Origin of the sequence: Cellulomonas terrae (assembly GCF_007990265.1) — a bacterium.
GTDB classification, from domain to species: Bacteria; Actinomycetota; Actinomycetes; order Actinomycetales; family Cellulomonadaceae; genus Cellulomonas; species Cellulomonas terrae.
The window spans coordinates 74,501-91,249 of record NZ_BJWH01000010.1 but is presented as its reverse complement, the minus strand read 5'-3'; the positions used below and the strand labels follow the sequence as shown (position 1 = coordinate 91,249).

General features: G+C 71.9%; 17 protein-coding genes. 12 read left to right on the top strand and 5 right to left on the bottom strand.

Annotation, left to right across the window (positions count from 1 at the left end; genetic code table 11):
- Positions 1-3 precede the first annotated feature (3 nt).
- The 6 genes from CTE05_RS11065 (at position 4) to CTE05_RS11040 (ending at position 6,335) form a co-directional block, all read left to right on the top strand.
- On the top strand, positions 4-1,488 hold the full coding sequence (locus tag CTE05_RS11065; protein ID WP_246123537.1) for a sugar ABC transporter ATP-binding protein: 1,485 nt from the start codon (positions 4-6) through the stop codon (positions 1,486-1,488).
- Positions 1,485-2,531: an ABC transporter permease gene (locus CTE05_RS11060; protein ID WP_146846178.1), complete on the top strand. Its 1,047-nt coding sequence runs from the start codon at positions 1,485-1,487 to the stop codon at positions 2,529-2,531. Before CTE05_RS11065 ends, CTE05_RS11060 begins: the two co-directional genes overlap by 4 nt.
- A 61-nt stretch (positions 2,532-2,592) precedes the next feature.
- Positions 2,593-3,642: a substrate-binding domain-containing protein gene (locus CTE05_RS11055; protein WP_146846177.1), complete on the top strand. Its 1,050-nt coding sequence runs from the start codon at positions 2,593-2,595 to the stop codon at positions 3,640-3,642.
- Positions 3,643-3,748: 106 nt separating this feature from the next.
- Entirely contained in the window at positions 3,749-4,891 is a 1,143-nt protein-coding gene (locus tag CTE05_RS11050) for a Gfo/Idh/MocA family protein (protein WP_146846218.1), read from the top strand.
- Positions 4,892-4,893: 2 nt separating this feature from the next.
- Positions 4,894-5,895: a sugar phosphate isomerase/epimerase family protein gene (locus tag CTE05_RS11045; protein ID WP_146846176.1), complete on the top strand. Its 1,002-nt coding sequence runs from the start codon at positions 4,894-4,896 to the stop codon at positions 5,893-5,895.
- A 26-nt stretch (positions 5,896-5,921) separates the two neighbouring features.
- Positions 5,922-6,335 (top strand): pilus assembly protein CpaE, encoded by a 414-nt coding sequence (locus CTE05_RS11040; RefSeq protein WP_146846175.1) that lies wholly within the window; start codon positions 5,922-5,924, stop codon positions 6,333-6,335.
- A gap of 9 nt (positions 6,336-6,344) precedes the next feature.
- Here the strand turns inward: CTE05_RS11040 and CTE05_RS11035 are convergent, their stop codons facing one another.
- From CTE05_RS11035 to CTE05_RS11030, 3 genes are all read right to left on the bottom strand, one after another.
- Positions 6,345-7,106: a PH domain-containing protein gene (locus tag CTE05_RS11035; protein WP_146846174.1), complete on the bottom strand. Its 762-nt coding sequence runs from the start codon at positions 7,104-7,106 to the stop codon at positions 6,345-6,347.
- Positions 7,107-7,108: 2 nt separating this feature from the next.
- Positions 7,109-7,276 carry a hypothetical protein gene (locus tag CTE05_RS20290; protein ID WP_186814828.1) on the bottom strand — a complete coding sequence of 56 codons (168 nt, stop codon included), beginning with the start codon at positions 7,274-7,276 and terminating at the stop codon, positions 7,109-7,111.
- Between the two features lie 185 nt (positions 7,277-7,461).
- Positions 7,462-8,040 carry a DUF5655 domain-containing protein gene (locus CTE05_RS11030; protein WP_146846173.1) on the bottom strand — a complete coding sequence of 193 codons (579 nt, stop codon included), beginning with the start codon at positions 8,038-8,040 and terminating at the stop codon, positions 7,462-7,464.
- Positions 8,041-8,086: 46 nt separating this feature from the next.
- Between CTE05_RS11030 and gatC the strand changes: the two genes are divergently transcribed.
- The 4 genes from gatC to CTE05_RS11010 all read left to right on the top strand — a co-directional run bounded on the left by gatC (position 8,087) and on the right by CTE05_RS11010 (position 12,044).
- Complete coding sequence (gatC, locus tag CTE05_RS11025; RefSeq protein WP_146846172.1) at positions 8,087-8,386, top strand: Asp-tRNA(Asn)/Glu-tRNA(Gln) amidotransferase subunit GatC; 300 nt, start codon at positions 8,087-8,089, stop codon at positions 8,384-8,386.
- The gene (gatA, locus tag CTE05_RS11020) at positions 8,383-9,894 is read left to right on the top strand and encodes an Asp-tRNA(Asn)/Glu-tRNA(Gln) amidotransferase subunit GatA (protein ID WP_146846171.1); all 1,512 of its coding nucleotides are present in this window, start codon (positions 8,383-8,385) and stop codon (positions 9,892-9,894) included. The genes gatC and gatA overlap by 4 nt, the downstream gene beginning before the upstream one ends.
- A complete protein-coding gene (gatB, locus tag CTE05_RS11015) occupies positions 9,891-11,387 on the top strand; it encodes an Asp-tRNA(Asn)/Glu-tRNA(Gln) amidotransferase subunit GatB (protein ID WP_146846170.1) in 1,497 nt (498 codons plus the stop codon). Before gatA ends, gatB begins: the two co-directional genes overlap by 4 nt.
- 111 nt (positions 11,388-11,498) lie before the next feature.
- Positions 11,499-12,044: a GNAT family N-acetyltransferase gene (locus tag CTE05_RS11010; protein ID WP_146846169.1), complete on the top strand. Its 546-nt coding sequence runs from the start codon at positions 11,499-11,501 to the stop codon at positions 12,042-12,044.
- A 5-nt stretch (positions 12,045-12,049) separates the two neighbouring features.
- Here CTE05_RS11010 and CTE05_RS11005 read toward each other — a convergent pair whose 3' ends face one another.
- Positions 12,050-12,643 carry a TetR/AcrR family transcriptional regulator gene (locus CTE05_RS11005; protein WP_146846168.1) on the bottom strand — a complete coding sequence of 198 codons (594 nt, stop codon included), beginning with the start codon at positions 12,641-12,643 and terminating at the stop codon, positions 12,050-12,052.
- A 101-nt stretch (positions 12,644-12,744) separates the two neighbouring features.
- Between CTE05_RS11005 and CTE05_RS11000 the strand changes: the two genes are divergently transcribed.
- Complete coding sequence (locus tag CTE05_RS11000) at positions 12,745-13,746, top strand: hypothetical protein (RefSeq protein ID WP_146846167.1); 1,002 nt, start codon at positions 12,745-12,747, stop codon at positions 13,744-13,746.
- On the opposite strand, the gene CTE05_RS10995 is transcribed toward CTE05_RS11000, so the two are convergent.
- Positions 13,743-15,086, bottom strand: a complete 1,344-nt coding sequence (locus tag CTE05_RS10995; protein ID WP_146846166.1) for a cryptochrome/photolyase family protein — start codon at positions 15,084-15,086, stop codon at positions 13,743-13,745. The genes CTE05_RS11000 and CTE05_RS10995 overlap by 4 nt on opposite strands.
- An 86-nt stretch (positions 15,087-15,172) precedes the next feature.
- Between CTE05_RS10995 and CTE05_RS10990 the strand changes: the two genes are divergently transcribed.
- Positions 15,173-16,726, top strand: a complete 1,554-nt coding sequence (locus CTE05_RS10990) for a peptide MFS transporter (RefSeq protein WP_146846165.1) — start codon at positions 15,173-15,175, stop codon at positions 16,724-16,726.
- The last annotated feature ends 23 nt before the right edge of the window (positions 16,727-16,749 follow it).

Here is a 16,749-nt window from a genome sequence, read left to right as displayed (position 1 = left end):
CAGATGCGCGGAATCGTGAAGCAGTTCCCGGGAGCCCGGGCGCTGGACGGTGTCGACCTGGAGATCCGGGCCGGCGAGGTCCACTGCCTCCTGGGCCAGAACGGCGCCGGCAAGTCCACGCTCATCAAGGTGCTCGCCGGTGCCCACCAGCCCACCGAGGGCGAGATCCTCCTGGACGGCAAGCCCGTCACCATCACGCACCCGGTCGCGGGTCTCAAGCTCGGCATCGCGACGATGTACCAGGAGCTCGACGTCGTCGACGGGCTCTCCGTCGCGGAGAACATCTACCTCGGCCACGAGCTGGCCACCGCCGGGTTCTCGCAGCGCCGCGCGGCCACCGCCAGCACCCGTGCCCTGCTCAAGCGCCTCGGCCACGGCGACCTGTCCCCGCACCGCGAGGTCGGACGGCTCTCGGCCGCCGGCAAGCAGATCGTCAGCATGGCCCGCGCCCTGTCGCACGACGCCCGGGTCATCGTCATGGACGAGCCGTCCGCGGTCCTCGACGCGGAGGAGGTCACCAACCTCTTCCGCGTGGTCCGCGAGCTCACCGCGGCCGGCGTGGCCGTGGTCTACATCTCCCACCGGCTCGACGAGATCCGGCAGATCGGCGACCGGATCACCGTGCTCAAGGACGGCCGGACCGTGGCCACCGGGCTGCCGGTCGCGGACACGCCCACCGCGGAGCTCATCAAGCTCATGACCGGTCGCAGCGTCGAGTACGCCATCCCCGCCCGCGACACCGTCGCAGCCGACGCCGCCACCGTGCTGAGCGTCGACGGCCTGTCGCTGCGCGGGGCGTTCACCGACGTGTCGTTCGAGGTCCGTGCCGGCGAGGTCGTGGGGCTGGCCGGGCTCGTCGGCTCGGGCCGCACCGAGATCCTGGAGACCGTGTTCGGGGCGCGCAAGGCGACCGCCGGGACCGTCCAGGTCGAGGACCGCCGGCTGCGCGCCGGGTCGGTCAGCGACGCGGTCACGGCCGGCATCGGCCTGTGCCCGGAGGAGCGCAAGAGCCAGGGCCTGATCCTCGACGAGCCGGTCTACCGCAACATCACGCTCTCGACGTTCGCGCGCAACGCGAACGCGTCGTTCCTCGACGAGGGCGCCGAGCGCAAGGTGGCGCGCGAGCAGATCGAGTCGCTCGACGTCCGCCCGTCGGACCCCGACCGCAGCGCCCGCACGCTGTCCGGCGGCAACCAGCAGAAGGTCCTGCTGGCGCGCTGGCTCGTGCACGGCTGCCGGGTCCTGCTGCTCGACGAGCCCACCCGCGGCGTCGACGTCGGCGCCCGGGCCGAGATCTACGCCCTGATCGCCGACCTCGCCGCCCAGGGCGCCGCCGTCGTGGTCGTGTCCAGCGACATCCCGGAGGTGATCGGCCTGTCCGACCGCGTCCTGGTGATCTCCGAAGGGCGCGTGGTCCACGAGGGACCCGCGTCCGGCATCGACGAGCACCGAGTGCTCGACCTCGTCATGGAAGGAAGTGCCGCGTGAGCGAGCAGGACGTGACCGTCCCGGCCGCCGACGAGTCGGCCCGGATCGAGAGAGTGGCCAAGCCCGGCGAGAAGCGGGGAGGGCTGCTCAAGGGAGCCACCGGCCGCAACCTCGGGCTGGTGATCGCGCTGGTGGCGCTGTGCATCTTCGGTGTCATCACCGCCGGCGAGCGCTTCGCCAGCATCGACAACGTCCTCACCATCCTGCGGCTCGCGTCCGTGGTCGGGGTGATCAGCATCGGGATGACGTTCGTCATCACGGGCGGCGGCATCGACCTGTCCGTCGGCTCCGTCATCGGCCTCGCGTCGGTGTGGGCGTCGACCCTGGCGACGCAGACCATGGCCAACGACGTGCACTGGGTCATCATCGTCCTGTGCGGGATCGGCGTCGGTCTCGGGGCCGGCCTGATCAACGGCGTCCTCATCGCCTACGGAAAAGTCGTCGCGTTCATCGCCACCCTGGCGATGCTCGTCGCGGCCCGTGGCCTGGCGGAGATCATCGCCAACCGGCAGACCCAGATCGTCGAGGTCGACGGCTTCCTCGACTTCGCCCGCTCGTCGCCCCTCGGGGTGCCGATGCTCGTGTGGATCTTCGTCCTGGTGTCCGTCGCGGGCTGGATCCTGCTCAACCGGACCACGTTCGGGCGCCGGACCATCGCGGTCGGCGGCAACCCCGAGGCCGCACGGCTGGCGGGCATCAAGATCAAGCGCCACACGATGTACCTCTACGCGCTGTGCGGCCTGACCGCGGGCATCGGCGGCGTCATGATGCTCGGCCGCACCACCGCCGGCAGCTCGACCAACGGCCAGCTCTACGAGCTCGACGCCATCGCGGCCGTGGTCATCGGCGGCACCCTGCTCATCGGCGGCCGCGGCACCATCGTCGGCACCGTCCTCGGCGTCCTGATCTTCTCCACGCTCAGCAACGTGTTCACGCAGAACAACCTGTCCATCTCGGCCCAGGCCATCGCCAAGGGCGTGATCATCGTCGTCGCCGTGCTGCTCCAGCAGCGCATCGCCGAGCGTTCCCGCGCAGGAACCTGACCGTCCCAGCACCTCAGCTCCGCCCCCTGCACCACGCCCCGCCCGATCAAGGAGGATCGTCATGTCCGTAGCACTCCGCCGCCGTTGGCTCGCCGCCGCCGGCACCGCCGCCGCACTCGCGCTCGTCGTCGGCTGTACGTCCAACACGCCCGAGGCCGAGGACACCGGCGAGGCGCCGGCGCCCGCCGCGGCCGCCGGCAGCAACGACGAGCCCGGCGACAAGGTCGTCATCGGCTTCTCCGCCCCCGCCGCCGACCACGGCTGGATGGGCTCCATCACGAAGTCGGCCGTCGACGAGGCCGCCAAGTACTCCGACGTCGAGCTCGTCCAGGCCGAGGCCACGAACGACGTGAACCTCCAGATCAGCCAGGTCGAGCAGTTCATCAACGACGGCGTCGACGCCATCGTCCTGCTGCCGTTCGACGGCGCCGCGCTCACCGAGGTCGCCATCAAGGCGATGCAGGCCGGGATCGTCGTCGTCAACGTCGACCGCGAGTTCGAGGACCCGGACGCCGCCCGCACCACGGTGCTCGGGGACAACTACGGCATGGGTGTCAGCGCCGGCACGTACATCTGCGAAGAGGTCGGCGGCAACCCCGACGCCAAGGTCGCGGAGATCGCCGGCATCGACAACCTGCCGCTGACGCAGGACCGCAGCCAGGGCTTCGCCGACGCGCTCGGGGCCTGCGGCCTCGAGGTGAGCAACCGCGTGGCGGCCGACTTCACGGTCCAGGGCGGGGAGGCCGCCGCGGCCAACCTGCTGCAGGCGGCGCCGCAGCTCGACGCCATCTGGAACCACGACGACGACCAGGGTGTCGGCGTCATGGCGGCCATCGAGAACGCCGGTCGTGACGAGTTCATCATGGTCGGCGGCGCCGGCTCGAAGAACGTCATGGAGGCCATCAAGGCCGACGACTCCGTCCTCAAGGCGACGGTCATCTACCCCTCCACGCAGGCCGCCGACGGCATCAAGCTGGCCCGGCTCCTCGTGCAGGGCAAGTCGATGAGCGACCTGGTCGAGGTCGAGGTGCCGCGCACCGTCCAGCTGTACGCCCCCGTGGTGACCAAGGAGAACGTCGACCAGTACCTGCCGACGGCCTTCGAGTCCTGAGTCTTCGACCGAGCCGGGCGGGTTCCCCCTCCGCAGGGGAACCCGCCCGGGGCACGGGCCGCGAGGAGGAGCCGTGACAGAAGCAGTCCCACGCCTGGGCATCGGCATGGTCGGGTACGCGTTCATGGGCGTCGCGCACTCGCAGGCCTGGCGCAACGCCCCCCGGTTCTTCGACCTGCCGCTGCGGCCGGACATGGCCGCCGTCGCGGGTCGCGACGAGGCCGCGGTGAGCGCCGCGGCGACGAAGCTGGGGTGGTCGAGCACGGAGACCGACTGGAAGGCGCTGGTCTCCCGCGACGACATCGACCTCGTCGACATCTGCACCCCCGGCGACACGCACGCCGAGATCGCCATCGCGGCGCTCGAGGCCGGCAAGCACGTGCTGTGCGAGAAGCCGCTGGCGAACTCCGTCGAGGAGGCCGAGGCGATGGTCCGCGCGGCCGAGGCCAGCTCAGGCCTCGCGATGGTCGGGTTCACCTACCGTCGCGTCCCCGCCATCCAGCTCGCCCGCCAGCTCGTCGCGGACGGTCGGATCGGCACGGTCCGCCACGTGCGTGCGCAGTACCTGCAGGACTGGATCGCCGACCCGCAGGCGCCGCTGTCGTGGCGGCTGGACAAGCAGAAGGCCGGGTCGGGCGCGCTCGGGGACATCGGCGCGCACATCGTCGACCTCGCGCAGTTCGTCACCGGGGAGTCGGTCACCGGGGTCTCGGCGGTGCTGGAGACGTTCGTCAAGGAACGCCCGGTCGCCTCGGAGCACAGCGGTCTGCACGGCACGGCCGGCACCGAGACCGGTCCGGTGACCGTCGACGACGCCGCGATCTTCCTCGGCCGGATGTCGGGCGGGGGACTGGCCACGTTCGAGGCCACCCGGTTCGCGTGGGGCCGCAAGAACGCGATCCGCCTGGAGATCAACGGGTCGCTCGGGTCGCTCGCGTTCGACTTCGAGGACATGAACGTCCTGCACTACTTCGACGCCACCGAGAGCGCCGCGGTCGCGGGGTTCCGGCGGATCGTCGTCACGGAGCCGGAGCACGCGTACGTGGCGGCCTGGTGGCCGCCGGGTCACGGGCTCGGCTACGAGCACGCGTTCACGCACCAGGCGGTGGACCTGATCACGGCGGTCGCCGAGCACCGCCAGCCGCTGCCCAGCTTCGCCGACGGGCTCGTCGTGCAGCGGGTGCTCGCCGCGGTCGAGGAGTCTGCCGCGAACGACAGCACGTGGACCCCCGTCACGAAGGAGAGCTGACCATGTCGCGACCGATCACCCTGTTCACCGGCCAGTGGGCGGACCTGCCGTTCGAGGAGGTGGCGCGGCTCGCCGCCGGGTGGGGCTACGACGGCCTGGAGATCGCCTGCTGGGGCGACCACCTGGACCCGTGGCGCTGGGACGACGAGGAGTACGTCGCCGGCAAGCTGGCCCTCCTGGAGGAGTACGGCCTGAAGGTCTTCGCGATCTCCAACCACCTCAAGGGCCAGGCCGTCTGCGACGACCCGATCGACCAGCGGCACCGCGACATCCTGTCCGACCGCGTCTGGGGCGACGGGGACCCCGAGGGCGTCCGGCAGCGGGCCGCCGAGGAGATGAAGCACACCGCCCGGATCGCGGCGAAGCTCGGGGTGAAGACGGTCGTCGGGTTCACCGGGTCGAGCATCTGGAAGTACGTCGCGATGTTCCCGCCCGTCTCGCAGGAGGCGGTCGACGCGGGCTACCAGGACTTCGCGGACCGGTGGAACCCGATCCTCGACGTGTTCGACGAGGTCGGCGTGCGGTTCGCGCACGAGGTCCATCCCAGCGAGATCGCGTACGACTACTGGACGACCGTGCGGACCCTGGAGGCCATCGGCCACCGCGAGGCGTTCGGCCTGAACTGGGACCCCAGCCACTTCATCTGGCAGCAGCTGGACCCGGTCGACTTCATCCTCGAGTTCGCCGACCGGATCTACCACGTCGACTGCAAGGACGTGAAGCTCCGCCTCGGCAACGGTCGCAACGGCCGCCTCGGGTCGCACCTGGCCTGGGCGGACCTGCGCCGCGGCTGGGACTTCGTGTCCACCGGTCGCGGGGACGTCCCGTGGGAGGCGTCGTTCCGGGCGCTCAACTCCATCGGCTACGACGGGCCGATCTCGGTCGAGTGGGAGGACGCCGGGATGGACCGGCTGCTCGGTGCGCCCGAGGCGCTGGAGTTCGTGAAGCGCAACGCGTTCGACCCGCCGACGGCGGCGTTCGACGCCGCGTTCAGCACGCGCTGACCGGAGCGCGGCCGGATACTGGCCACATGATCAGCGTCTCCCGTGCCGAGCAGCTCCACACCGCGGGGCTGCGCTGGCACCCGTCGCCGGGGGACCGGTTCGCGGTGCGCACCCTCGCCGACCAGGTGTTCACGATCTCGGACATGGTCGTCGAGCCGCACGAGTACCCCACGGGCACGGTGCTGGGGTTCAACGGCACCACGGAGTGGGCGCTCGACTCGGTCGCGCAGGAGGACGCGCTGTGGCTGCCGCGCGAGGACCAGCTGCGGGAGCTGCTGGGCGGGACGTTCCGGAGCCTGGCGCGGTCCACCGACGGTCAGTACGGCGTGCTCATCGAGCACTCGGGCAGGCCGGAGCGGCTGTTCACCGCGGACACCGCGGCGGACGCCTACGCCCAGGCGCTCCTCGCTCTCGTGACCGCCGCGGTCGGCCAGGTCTGACCCGGTCGCTCAGTCGTCGATGCGGGGGTCCTGGACCGGGACGAACGTGCCCGCGTCTCCCGACACGGTCCACCCGGGCTCGTCGTCGCCCGTGGTCTGCCGGGGCGGGACCCGGATCGGCTGGGTGTCGTCCGGACGCACCTCGTGGATCGGCGGCCACGCGACGCCGCGATCGCCGACCACGGGGGCGACGACCGGTGGGGGTGCCGGTCGCCGGACGGCGACCGACGGCGGCCTGCTCGCGGGTGCCTGGAACACCTGCGCCGGCGTGAAGATGATCGCGCACAGCTCGCGGTAGGTGGAGTCGGGGTTGGCCACCCAGGAGATGCGGCTCAGCGCCTGGTCCTGGCCGGCGGACTCCATGAGGAACTCGCCGTAGCCGAGGACGCGTCCGGTGATGGACCGGGAGTACCGCATGTCGGTCACCTTGACCAGCGGCATCATCGAGACCTTCTTGGTGATGAGCCCGTAGAGCAGCAGCATGCGCTTGTCGGTGGCGACGAACCACTCGTTGCGCCAGTCCAGCACCTTCCACACGAGCCGCACCAGCAGCGCGACCCACAGCCACCAGAGCCACTCCGAGCTCTGGCCGACGGCGGTGCCGGCCACCTCGACGAGCCACGCCACGACGACGAACCCGACGAACGTGCTCAGGGTCGGCTCCGCGAGCTTGCCCCAGTGGGACCGCCGGGTCAGGACCACCCGCTCGCCGGGCAGCACGTACTTCCGCAGGGTCCGGTGACCCGCGAGAGTCTGCTCGACGGTCGCCATCGTCACTCGGTCAGGTTGGCGAAGAACTGGGCGAAGCTGCTGAACGCGCTGACGATGATGTCCCACACGGCGCGCACGGCGTCGGCGGCGCGGTCCGGGCTCGTGACGATGGCGTACACGAGGAAGATCGCGATGATCCAGAAGAGGGCGGTCTTGATCTTCGGCGGCATGGAGGTCCTCGCAGGGCGTCGTCGGGTGGCGCGGGCGCGGTCGGGGGGAGCGCGTTCTTGCGGGCAGCACGGTCGGGGGCAGGCGGCGGAACGACCCGGGGGGCAGGGCCGGCCAGCACCACCAGTCTCGGCAAAGCGTACTTACCGGACGCCGCCCGGCGCGGGAGCACATACCGGGGAGCGGCTCACCGACCGCCGTTCTGCTCGTACGCGGCGCGCAGCAGGGGGATCAGGTCGGCGACCTGGGACACCTCGGTGACGCCGACCTTGTGCGTCGCGGAGCCCGGTGCGCTCGCCGGCACGAGCGCCGGGTGGACGGGTGGGTCGACGAACCGCAGCCCGACGTCGACGCGCGTCGACGTGGTCGCGGCGACCGCGGCGAACTGCCGGGCGCGCACGAACGGCACGTACGTCGACCGGCCCTCCCGGTGAACGTCGTCGCCGAGGCCGAGGAGCGCTGCCTCCAGCGCGTCGTAGATCGGCCGCAGCCCGGCCTTGCGGCCCGAGTACTGGCTCAGGACGTACCCGTCGACGTCCGGCCGGACCCAGCCCGCGCGCTCCGCGACCTCGAACGCGATGGTCCACCGCGTGTTCTGCGGGACACCGTGCACGTCCTTGAGCCACCGGCGCACGGCGTTCTGGTCGAGCGGGTCGACGCCGCTCGTGTCGTGCACCAGCGTCGCCCACTCGTCCAGCGACCGGCCGGTGCGCTCCGCCATGCCGGCGGCGACCGCGGCGGCCATGTCGTCGGGGCTCCTCGCCATGCACACCAGCGTAGGGAGCAAGGTCCCAACGTCTAGACTCCGACGCATGTCCACCCTCTCTCGCGACGAGGTCGCGCGCGTGGCGGGCCTGGCACGGATCGACCTCACGCCGGCGGAGCTCGACCGCCTCGCGGGCGAGCTCGACGTCATCGTCGAGTCGGTCGCCCGCGTGAGCGAGATCGCCACGCCCGACGTGCCGGCCACCAGCCACCCCCTGCCGCTGACCAACGTGTTCCGCCCCGACGTGCTCGTGGAGCCGGTCGACCGCGCCCTCGTGCTGGCGTCCGCGCCGGAGCACGTCGACGGCAAGTTCGCGGTCCCGCAGATCCTGGGGGAGGACGCGTGAGCGACCTGACGCGGCTGTCCGCCGCGGACCTCGCGGAGAAGCTCACCGCGGGCGAGGTGTCGAGCGTCGAGACGACGCAGGCCCACCTCGACCGCATCGCCGACGTCGACGGTGCCGTCCACGCGTTCCTCCAGGTCAGCGGCGAGGCAGCCCTGGCGACCGCTGCCGACGTCGACGCCCGGCGCGCCGCGGGCGAGGAGCTGCACGCGCTCGCGGGGGTGCCGATCGCCGTCAAGGACGTCGTCGTCACCAAGGGCCTGGAGACCACCGCCGGCTCGAAGATCCTGCAGGGCTGGATCCCGCCCTACGACGCGACGCTCGTCGAGAAGCTCAAGGCGGCCGGGCTGCCGATCCTGGGCAAGACCAACATGGACGAGTTCGCCATGGGGTCGTCCACGGAGCACTCGGCCTACGGCAACACGCACAACCCGTGGGACCTCGACCGGATCCCGGGCGGCTCGGGCGGTGGGTCCGCCGCGGCGGTCGCCGCCTACGAGGCGCCGCTGGCGATCGGCACGGACACCGGCGGCTCGATCCGTCAGCCTGCCGCCGTCACCGGCACGGTCGGCGTCAAGCCCACCTACGGCGGGGTGTCCCGGTACGGGCTCATCGCGCTCGCGTCCTCGCTGGACCAGGCCGGTCCGGTGACCCGCACGGTCCTGGACTCGGCGCTGCTGCACGAGCTCATCGGCGGCCACGACCCGCGCGACTCGACGTCGATCGACGAGCCGCTCCCCGCGCTCGTCGCGGCGGCCCGCCAGGGCGCCACGGCTGACCTGACCGGTGTGCGCGTCGGCGTCATCCGCGAGCTGCAGGGCGAGGGCTACCAGCCCGGCGTGCTCGCGCGGTTCGAGGAGTCGCTCGAGCTGCTGCGCGGCGCGGGCGCCCAGATCGTCGAGGTCTCCTGCCCGCACTTCACGTACGCGCTCGCGGCGTACTACCTGATCCTCCCCGCGGAGGCGTCGAGCAACCTCGCCAAGTTCGACGGCATGCGCTTCGGCCTGCGCGTCGTGCCCGAGGACAACCCGACGGCCGAGCGCGTCATGTCCGCCACGCGCGGCCAGGGCTTCGGCGACGAGGTCAAGCGTCGGATCATCCTGGGCACCTACGCCCTGTCGGCGGGCTACTACGACGCCTACTACGGCTCGGCGCAGAAGGTCCGCACGCTCATCCAGCGCGACTTCACCGCCGCGTTCGAGGCGGCCGACGTGCTGGTCTCCCCGACGGCGCCGACCACGGCGTTCAAGCTGGGCGAGAAGCTCGACGACCCGCTCGCGATGTACCTCAACGACGTCGCGACGATCCCCGCCAACCTGGCGGGCGTGCCGGGTCTCTCCCTGCCCAGCGGCCTGTCCGACGACGGTCTGCCGGTCGGGTTCCAGGTCCTCGCCCCCGCCAAGGCCGACGACCGGCTGTACCGGGTGGGCGCCGCGCTCGAGGCGCTGCTGGAGAACGAGTGGGGCGGGCCTCTGCTGCTCAAGGCTCCCGAGCTGGAGGTCGGACGATGAGCACGCTGGTCGACTACGACGACGCCGTCGCGCGCTACGACACCGTCATCGGCATCGAGGTGCACGTCGAGCTGGGCACGGTCACCAAGATGTTCGACGGTGCCCCGGCCGGGTTCGGCGAGGAGCCGAACACCTCGGTCACACCCGTCTCGCTGGGCCTCCCTGGCTCTCTGCCGGTGGTCAACGGGAAGGCCGTCGAGTACGCGATCCGCATCGGCCTCGCGCTGAACTGCTCGATCGCCGAGACGTGCCGGTTCGCCCGGAAGAACTACTTCTACCCGGACGTGCCGAAGAACTTCCAGACGTCGCAGTACGACGAGCCCATCGCGTACGAGGGCTGGGTCGACGTCGAGCTGGACGACGGCAGCATCTTCCGCGTCGAGATCGAGCGTGCGCACATGGAGGAGGACGCCGGCAAGAACACCCACATCGGCGGCTCCGACGGTCGCATCCACGGTGCCGAGTACTCGCTGGTCGACTACAACCGCGCGGGCATCCCGTTGGTGGAGATCGTCACCAAGCCGATCACCGGTGCCGGCGCCCGGGCGCCCGAGGTGGCCCGCGCGTACGTGCAGACGCTGCGGGACCTGTTCCGTGCGCTGGAGGTCTCCGAGGCCCGCATGGAGCGCGGCAACGTGCGCGCCGACGTCAACGTGTCGATCCGTCCGACGCCCCAGAGCCCGCTGGGCACCCGCACCGAGACCAAGAACGTCAACTCGTTCCGGTCGGTCGAGCGGGCCGTGCGCTACGAGGTCAGCCGCCAGGCGGGCGTGCTCGACGACGGCATCGCGATCGTCCAGGAGACGCGTCACTGGCACGAGGACACCGGCACCACCGCCGCGGGCCGCGTGAAGTCGGACGCCGAGGACTACCGGTACTTCCCGGAGCCCGACCTGGTCCCGATCGCCCCGGACCGGGCGTGGGTCGAGGAGATCCGCGCGAGCCTGCCCGAGCTGCCCGCCGCCCGCCGGCGCCGGCTGCAGGGGGAGTGGGGGTACGCCGACGCCGAGATGCGCGACGTCGTCAATGCCGGTGCGGTCGAGCTCATCGAGACCACGATCGCCGCGGGGGCCAGCCCGGCCGCCGCGCGCAAGTGGTGGATGGGTGAGCTGGCGCGGACCGCCAAGCAGCAGGAGGTCGAGCTGGCCGAGCTGCCGGTGACGCCGACGCAGATCGGGCAGCTGCAGAAGCTGGTCGACGACGGCCGGATCAACGACAAGCTGGCCCGGCAGGTCCTCGAGGGGGTGCTCGCGGGCGAGGGCGACCCGGAGACGGTGCTCGTCGCGCGCGGTCTGGAGGTCGTGTCCGACGACGCCCCCCTGCTCGAGGCCATCGACGCCGCGCTGGCCGCCCAGCCGGACATCGCGGAGAAGATCCGGTCCGGGAACCTCGGCCCGGTCGGCGCGATCATCGGCGCCGTCATGAAGGCCACCCGCGGGCAGGCCGACGCCGGTCGCGTCCGTGAGCTGCTGCTGGAGCGCATCCAGGGCTGACCGGCAGGCGCCCCTCCCGTGCGGCGGGGCGCCTGCCGCTCCTCGTGATCCGCCGGTAACGTCCCTGCCACACCCGGGCCGTAGCGTTCGCCGCAGCGACAGGAGGCACCGATGGAGAAGCCCACGCTCCAGGGCGAGATGATCGTGCTCCGCCCCATCCGGGCGAGCGACGCGGACGCCGTGTGGGAGTCGGTGAACGACGCCGAGGGGAACCGCCTCACGGGCACGACGCAGGTGTTCACGCGCCAGCAGATCGACGACTGGTGCGCGACGATCTCGTCGGTCGACGGCCGGATCGATCTCGCGGTGACCGCGAACGGCTCCGACGAGTACCTGGGCGAGATCGTGCTGAACGAGATCGACGAGGTCGTCCGCTCGGCCAACCTCCGGCTCGCGATGCGTCCGGGCTACCGCGGCCGCGGGTACGGCACCGAGGCGATCCAGCTGATCCTCGGCCTGGCGTTCGACGGTCTGGCCCTGCACCGGGTCGAGCTCGACGTGCTGAGCATCAACGCGCGGGCCAAGTCCCTCTACGAGAACCTCGGCTTCCGGGTCGAGGGCCGCAAGCGCGACGCGTACCGGGACGGCGACGGCTGGTGCGACGCGATCATCATGTCGCTCCTCGAGGACGAGTTCCGCGCGACCCAGCTCGACTAGCCGAGTCAGCGCGGGAGGTACTTCTCCACAGCCCTCAGGTACGCCTCCGGGTCGAAGTCCGGCACGATCGCCGACTGGACGACGAACCCCTGCACGGCAGAGATCAGCAGCGGCGCCTGCTCGGCGGCGAGCACGTCGGCCTCGTCGGGCGGGGTGCCGTGCGTGCGCTGGTGCCACAGGGACGTGTACTCGGCGAGCGCGCCGCGCAGCCGCACGATGACGTCGTGCGCGACCGTGCGCACCGCCGGGTCCGTGACGCCCTCGCCCCAGAGCTGCAGCATGATCGCTGGGTTGCCGAGCGCGCCGAGCATCCCCCCGATCAGCAGGCGGGGGATGGTGGGTGGAGGGGCCAGCGGCTCGGTGCGCGCGAGGCGTTCGACGTCGAGGATCCGGTTGCCGACGACGCGGGAGGCGACGTCGACGATGATCGCGTCCTTGCTGGGGTAGTGCCCGTAGATCGCACCGGCGGACAGGCCGGACTCGGCGATGATCTCGGCCATCGACGTGGCCTGGAAGCCCTTGCGACGGAAGGCTCGCAGCGCGGCGTCGGCGATCTCGTCGCGACGGGCGACGCGGTACTCCTCGGTGACCTTGGGCACGCCGCAGCATAAAAACGAATGATCGTTCTTGACAAGCGGGACGCGAGAGGGCTTCGCTGTACCTACAAGAACGAACGTTCGGTTTAGGAGAAGATCCTGTCATGCTGCACACCCCGTGGCGTCATCTGCTCGGCATGAGCGCCGGGCTCGTCGGCGTCCTCACCGTCCTCGTGCTCGCCTTCCTCTGGCCGGCGGTCACGTCCGAACCGCACGACCTGCCCGTCGCCGTCGCCGGCCCCGCTGCGGCGGTCGCACCGGTCGCCCAGGGTCTCGACGAGCGTGCCCCCGGTGCGTTCGAGGTGCTCCCCGCCGCCGACCGCGGCGCCGCCGTCGACCTCGTCGAGACCCGCGAGGCCTACGGCGCCCTGGTCCTGGGGGAGCAGCCCGAGATCCTCCTCGCGTCCGGCGGCAGCCCGCTCGTCGCGCAGCAGCTCACGGCCCTCGCACCCGCTCTGCAGGCCCAGCTGGGTGTCCCCGTCACGGTGACCGAGCTCGCGCCGCTGCTCGAGGGCGACCCTCGGGGGGCCATCCTGGGTGCGGTCACGTTCCCGCTGGTCATCGGCGGGATGATCGGCGGCATCGCCATCTCGGTCACGGTCGTCGGCGTCTGGCGGCGGGTCACCGCGGTCACCGCCTACTCGGTTCTCGGCGGGCTCGCGGTCGCCGCGGTGCTCCAGGGGTGGTTCGGCGCGCTCGCGGGCTCGTCCTGGGTCAACGCGGGCGTCATTGGCCTGGCGATCCTCGCGATCGGTGGCGTGATCGTCGGTGTCGTCTCCGTCGTCGGGCGGCCAGGCATCGCGATCGGCCCGGTGCTGTTCCTGCTGATCGCCAACCCGATCGCGTCCGCCGCCCAGCCGTGGCAGATGCTGCCGGAGCCGTGGGGTGCGATCGGCCAGTGGATGCCCCCGGGCGCCGCCGCCGCACTCCTGCGCGACGAGTCGTACTTCCCGCAGGCCGACACGACGCAGCTGTGGGTCGCGCTCGCGTCCTGGGCACTCCTCGGCCTGCTGTTGGCGACCCTCGGCCACTTCCGCGACACGGGTGCGGCCTCCCGGGCGGCGCTCGACGAGGCGTCAGCGGGCCGGGCGCTCGTCCCCGCCTAGGTGTCGCGGCCGCGGTGGAAGTCGTCGAGGGCGACCTTGCGCTCCACCGCGTGGTCGACGATCGGGTCCGGGTAGTCCTCGGGCGCCTCGAGCCCCAGCTTCCACGGCTGGTGCACGGCGCGCCCGGGGATGCCCCGCAGCTCGGGCACCCACTGCCGGACGTAGGCCCCGTCGGGGTCGAACCGCTCGCCCTGCGTCACCGGGTTGAACACGCGGAAGTACGGTGCGGCGTCGCGGCCGGTGCCGGCGACCCACTGCCAGTTGAGCTGGTTCTGCGAGATGTCGCCGTCCACCAGCCAGTCCAGGAAGTGCGCGGCGCCGCGCTGCCAGCGCACGTGCAGGTCCTTGACCAGGAACGACGCCACGACCATGCGGACGCGGTTGTGCATCCAGCCGAGGGCGAGCAGCTGGCGCATGCCGGCGTCGACGAACGGGTAGCCGGTCCTCCCTGCCGCCCAGGCCTCGAAGGCGGCGTCGCCGGTGTCCCACGAGTCCTCCGGCACGACCGTCCGCAGCGACCGCTGCGTCGCGCCGGGGTGGTGCCAGAGGACGTCGGCGTGGAACTCGCGCCAGGCCAGCTCGGACCGGAACGTCGCCACGTCGAACGGTGCCGTCGCCAGGTCGGCGAGCAGGGTGCGCGGGTGGAGCTCGCCGTACTTGAGCGGGATGGACAGCATCGAGGTGCCGTCGAGGTCGGGCCGGTTGCGCAGGGTCGCGTACTCGGCGAGCCCGTCCTGCAGGTACTCGGCCCACCGCGCGCGGGCGGCCCGCTCTCCGGCGCCGGGCAAACGCACGTCCGTGGCGGGCTCGTCGGGGATGCCGTCGGAGGGGACGTCCGCCCAGGGGACCCGCTGCGGTCGGCGCGCGGGGGCGGACCAGCTGTGGTCGAGCCACGCGCCGCGGAACGGGGTGAACACCTGGAACGGCGTGCCGCCCTGCGTGGTCAGCCGGCCGGGCGCGACGGCGTACGGCGAGCCGGTGCGGACCAACGGCACGCCGAGCGCCCGCTCGACGGCGTCGTCACGGCGGCGGCCGTAGGGCTCGGTCGCCGCGGTGACGTGCACGGCCGGGGCCCCGACCTCCCGGGCGACCGCGGGGACGACGTCGGCGGCGGCTCCGGTGCGGACCACGAGGCGTCCGTCCAGCGACTCGTCGAGCGCGTGCAGGCTGCGCGCGAGGTACGCGAGCCGGGGAGCGCCCGCCGACCGCCAGAGCGCGGGATCGACGACGAACAGCGGCACGACCTCGTCGTCGGCGGCGCGGGCCTGGTCCACCGCGGCGAGCAGGGCGGGGTTGTCCGCGAGTCGCAGGTCGCGACGGAACCAGTGGATCGTGGGCACCCGGCGACGGTAGCCGGGGACCGTCCACGCCGCTCGTCCGGCGACGCAGGGTGGTGCCCACCCACCTGCGAGGCCACGATGGGCAGATGAGCGGCGCAGCCGACGCGCAGGTGGGGGGCCCTGGGGGGACCGAGCCGAGCGCCCGCAAGAGCGACACCCTGCCCAAGGACCGCGCGTTCTTCGGTCAGCCCCTCGGGCTGTTCACGCTGTTCGGCACGGAGCTGTGGGAGCGGTTCAGCTACTACGGGATGCGCGCGATCCTGCTCTTCTACCTCACGGACACGGTCGCCAACGGTGGCCTGGGGATCGAGCAGACGTCCGGCGAGGCGCTCGTCGCCGTCTACGGGTCCTCGGTCTACCTGCTGTCCGTCCTCGGTGGCTGGCTGGCGGACCGGTTCATCGGCGCCCGCCGGTCGGTCCTGTACGGCGGCATCGTCATCGCCGCCGGCCACCTCTTCCTCACGGTGCCGCAGGCGTCGTTCTCGTTCCTCGGCATCGTGTTCGTGGCCCTCGGCACCGGCCTGCTCAAGCCCAACGTGTCGAGCATGGTCGGCGAGCTGTACGACCGCGACGACCCGCGGCGCGACTCGGGCTTCTCGATCTTCTACATGGGCATCAACATCGGCTCGCTCGCGGCTCCCTTCCTCGTCGGCGCGGCGCGGGCCGTCGGCGGCTACCACTGGGGCTTCGCGGTCGCGGCGATCGGCATGGCGATCGCGCTGGTCTTCTTCGTGGCCGGACGCACGTACCTCGGCGGAGCGGGGGACGTCCCGCCGAACCCGCTGAACCCGGGTGAGCGCCCCGCGGTCGCGCGGCTGCTGGTGGTCGTCGCCGCGGGCGTCGTCCTCGCGTTCGCCCTCGCCGCGCTGATCCAGGGCGGGTTCGGGCTCACGTCGTTCATCGACGCGATCTCCTACCTCGCGTTCGCGGCACCGGTCGCGACGTTCGTCGTGATGTTCCGCTCGCGCAAGGTGACCGACCACGAGCGGACCCGGCTGCGCGCCTACATCCCGCTCTTCGTCGCGGCGATGATCTTCTGGATGATCTTCGAGCAGGCTGCCAGCACGCTGGCGTCCTACGCGCAGGACGACACCGACCTGACGCTGTTCGGGCTGACCATCTCGCCCGAGCTGTTCCAGTCGATCAACCCCGCCGCGATCATCGTCCTGGCGCCGGTGTTCGCGTGGCTGTGGATCCGGCTCGACGACCGACCGCCCACCGCCGTGAAGTTCGCGCTCGGGCTGACGTTCGCCGCGCTGAGCTTCGTGTTCCTGGCCGGGGCGTCGTGGCTGGCCGACGGAGCGAAGACCTCCGCGTGGGTGCTGATCGTCGTGTACGTGATCCAGACGGTCGGGGAGCTGTGCCTGTCGCCCGTCGGTCTCGCGGCGACGACCCTGCTGGCGCCGAAGGCCTACCGCGGGCAGGCGATGGCGCTGTGGTTCCTGGCGCCCTCGGCGGGCAACGCCATCGCCGCACAGGTGATCCAGTCGACGCCGGACGTCGCCCCCGCGGCGTACTTCGGGGTCATCGGGCTCGTCGCGCTCGTCTTCGCCGGGGGCATGTTCGCCCTCGCCCCGTGGGTCACGCGGCACATCCGCGCGGGCGCGGACTCCGAGGCGGAGGCGGCTCTGCAGCACTGACCGGGCGGTGGCAGGGTGGTCCG

Coding starts and splice junctions, on each gene's coding strand:
- CTE05_RS11065 (WP_246123537.1), top strand. CDS start 4: ATGCGCGGAATCGTGAAGCAGTTCCCGGGAGCCCGGGCGCTGGACGGT.
- CTE05_RS11055 (WP_146846177.1), top strand. CDS start 2,593: ATGTCCGTAGCACTCCGCCGCCGTTGGCTCGCCGCCGCCGGCACCGCC.
- CTE05_RS11050 (WP_146846218.1), top strand. CDS start 3,749: ATGGTCGGGTACGCGTTCATGGGCGTCGCGCACTCGCAGGCCTGGCGC.
- CTE05_RS11045 (WP_146846176.1), top strand. CDS start 4,894: ATGTCGCGACCGATCACCCTGTTCACCGGCCAGTGGGCGGACCTGCCG.
- CTE05_RS11040 (WP_146846175.1), top strand. CDS start 5,922: ATGATCAGCGTCTCCCGTGCCGAGCAGCTCCACACCGCGGGGCTGCGC.
- CTE05_RS11035 (WP_146846174.1), bottom strand. CDS start 7,106: ATGGCGACCGTCGAGCAGACTCTCGCGGGTCACCGGACCCTGCGGAAG.
- CTE05_RS20290 (WP_186814828.1), bottom strand. CDS start 7,276: ATGCCGCCGAAGATCAAGACCGCCCTCTTCTGGATCATCGCGATCTTC.
- CTE05_RS11030 (WP_146846173.1), bottom strand. CDS start 8,040: ATGGCGAGGAGCCCCGACGACATGGCCGCCGCGGTCGCCGCCGGCATG.
- gatC (WP_146846172.1), top strand. CDS start 8,087: ATGTCCACCCTCTCTCGCGACGAGGTCGCGCGCGTGGCGGGCCTGGCA.
- gatB (WP_146846170.1), top strand. CDS start 9,891: ATGAGCACGCTGGTCGACTACGACGACGCCGTCGCGCGCTACGACACC.
- CTE05_RS11010 (WP_146846169.1), top strand. CDS start 11,499: ATGGAGAAGCCCACGCTCCAGGGCGAGATGATCGTGCTCCGCCCCATC.
- CTE05_RS11000 (WP_146846167.1), top strand. CDS start 12,745: ATGCTGCACACCCCGTGGCGTCATCTGCTCGGCATGAGCGCCGGGCTC.
- CTE05_RS10990 (WP_146846165.1), top strand. CDS start 15,173: ATGAGCGGCGCAGCCGACGCGCAGGTGGGGGGCCCTGGGGGGACCGAG.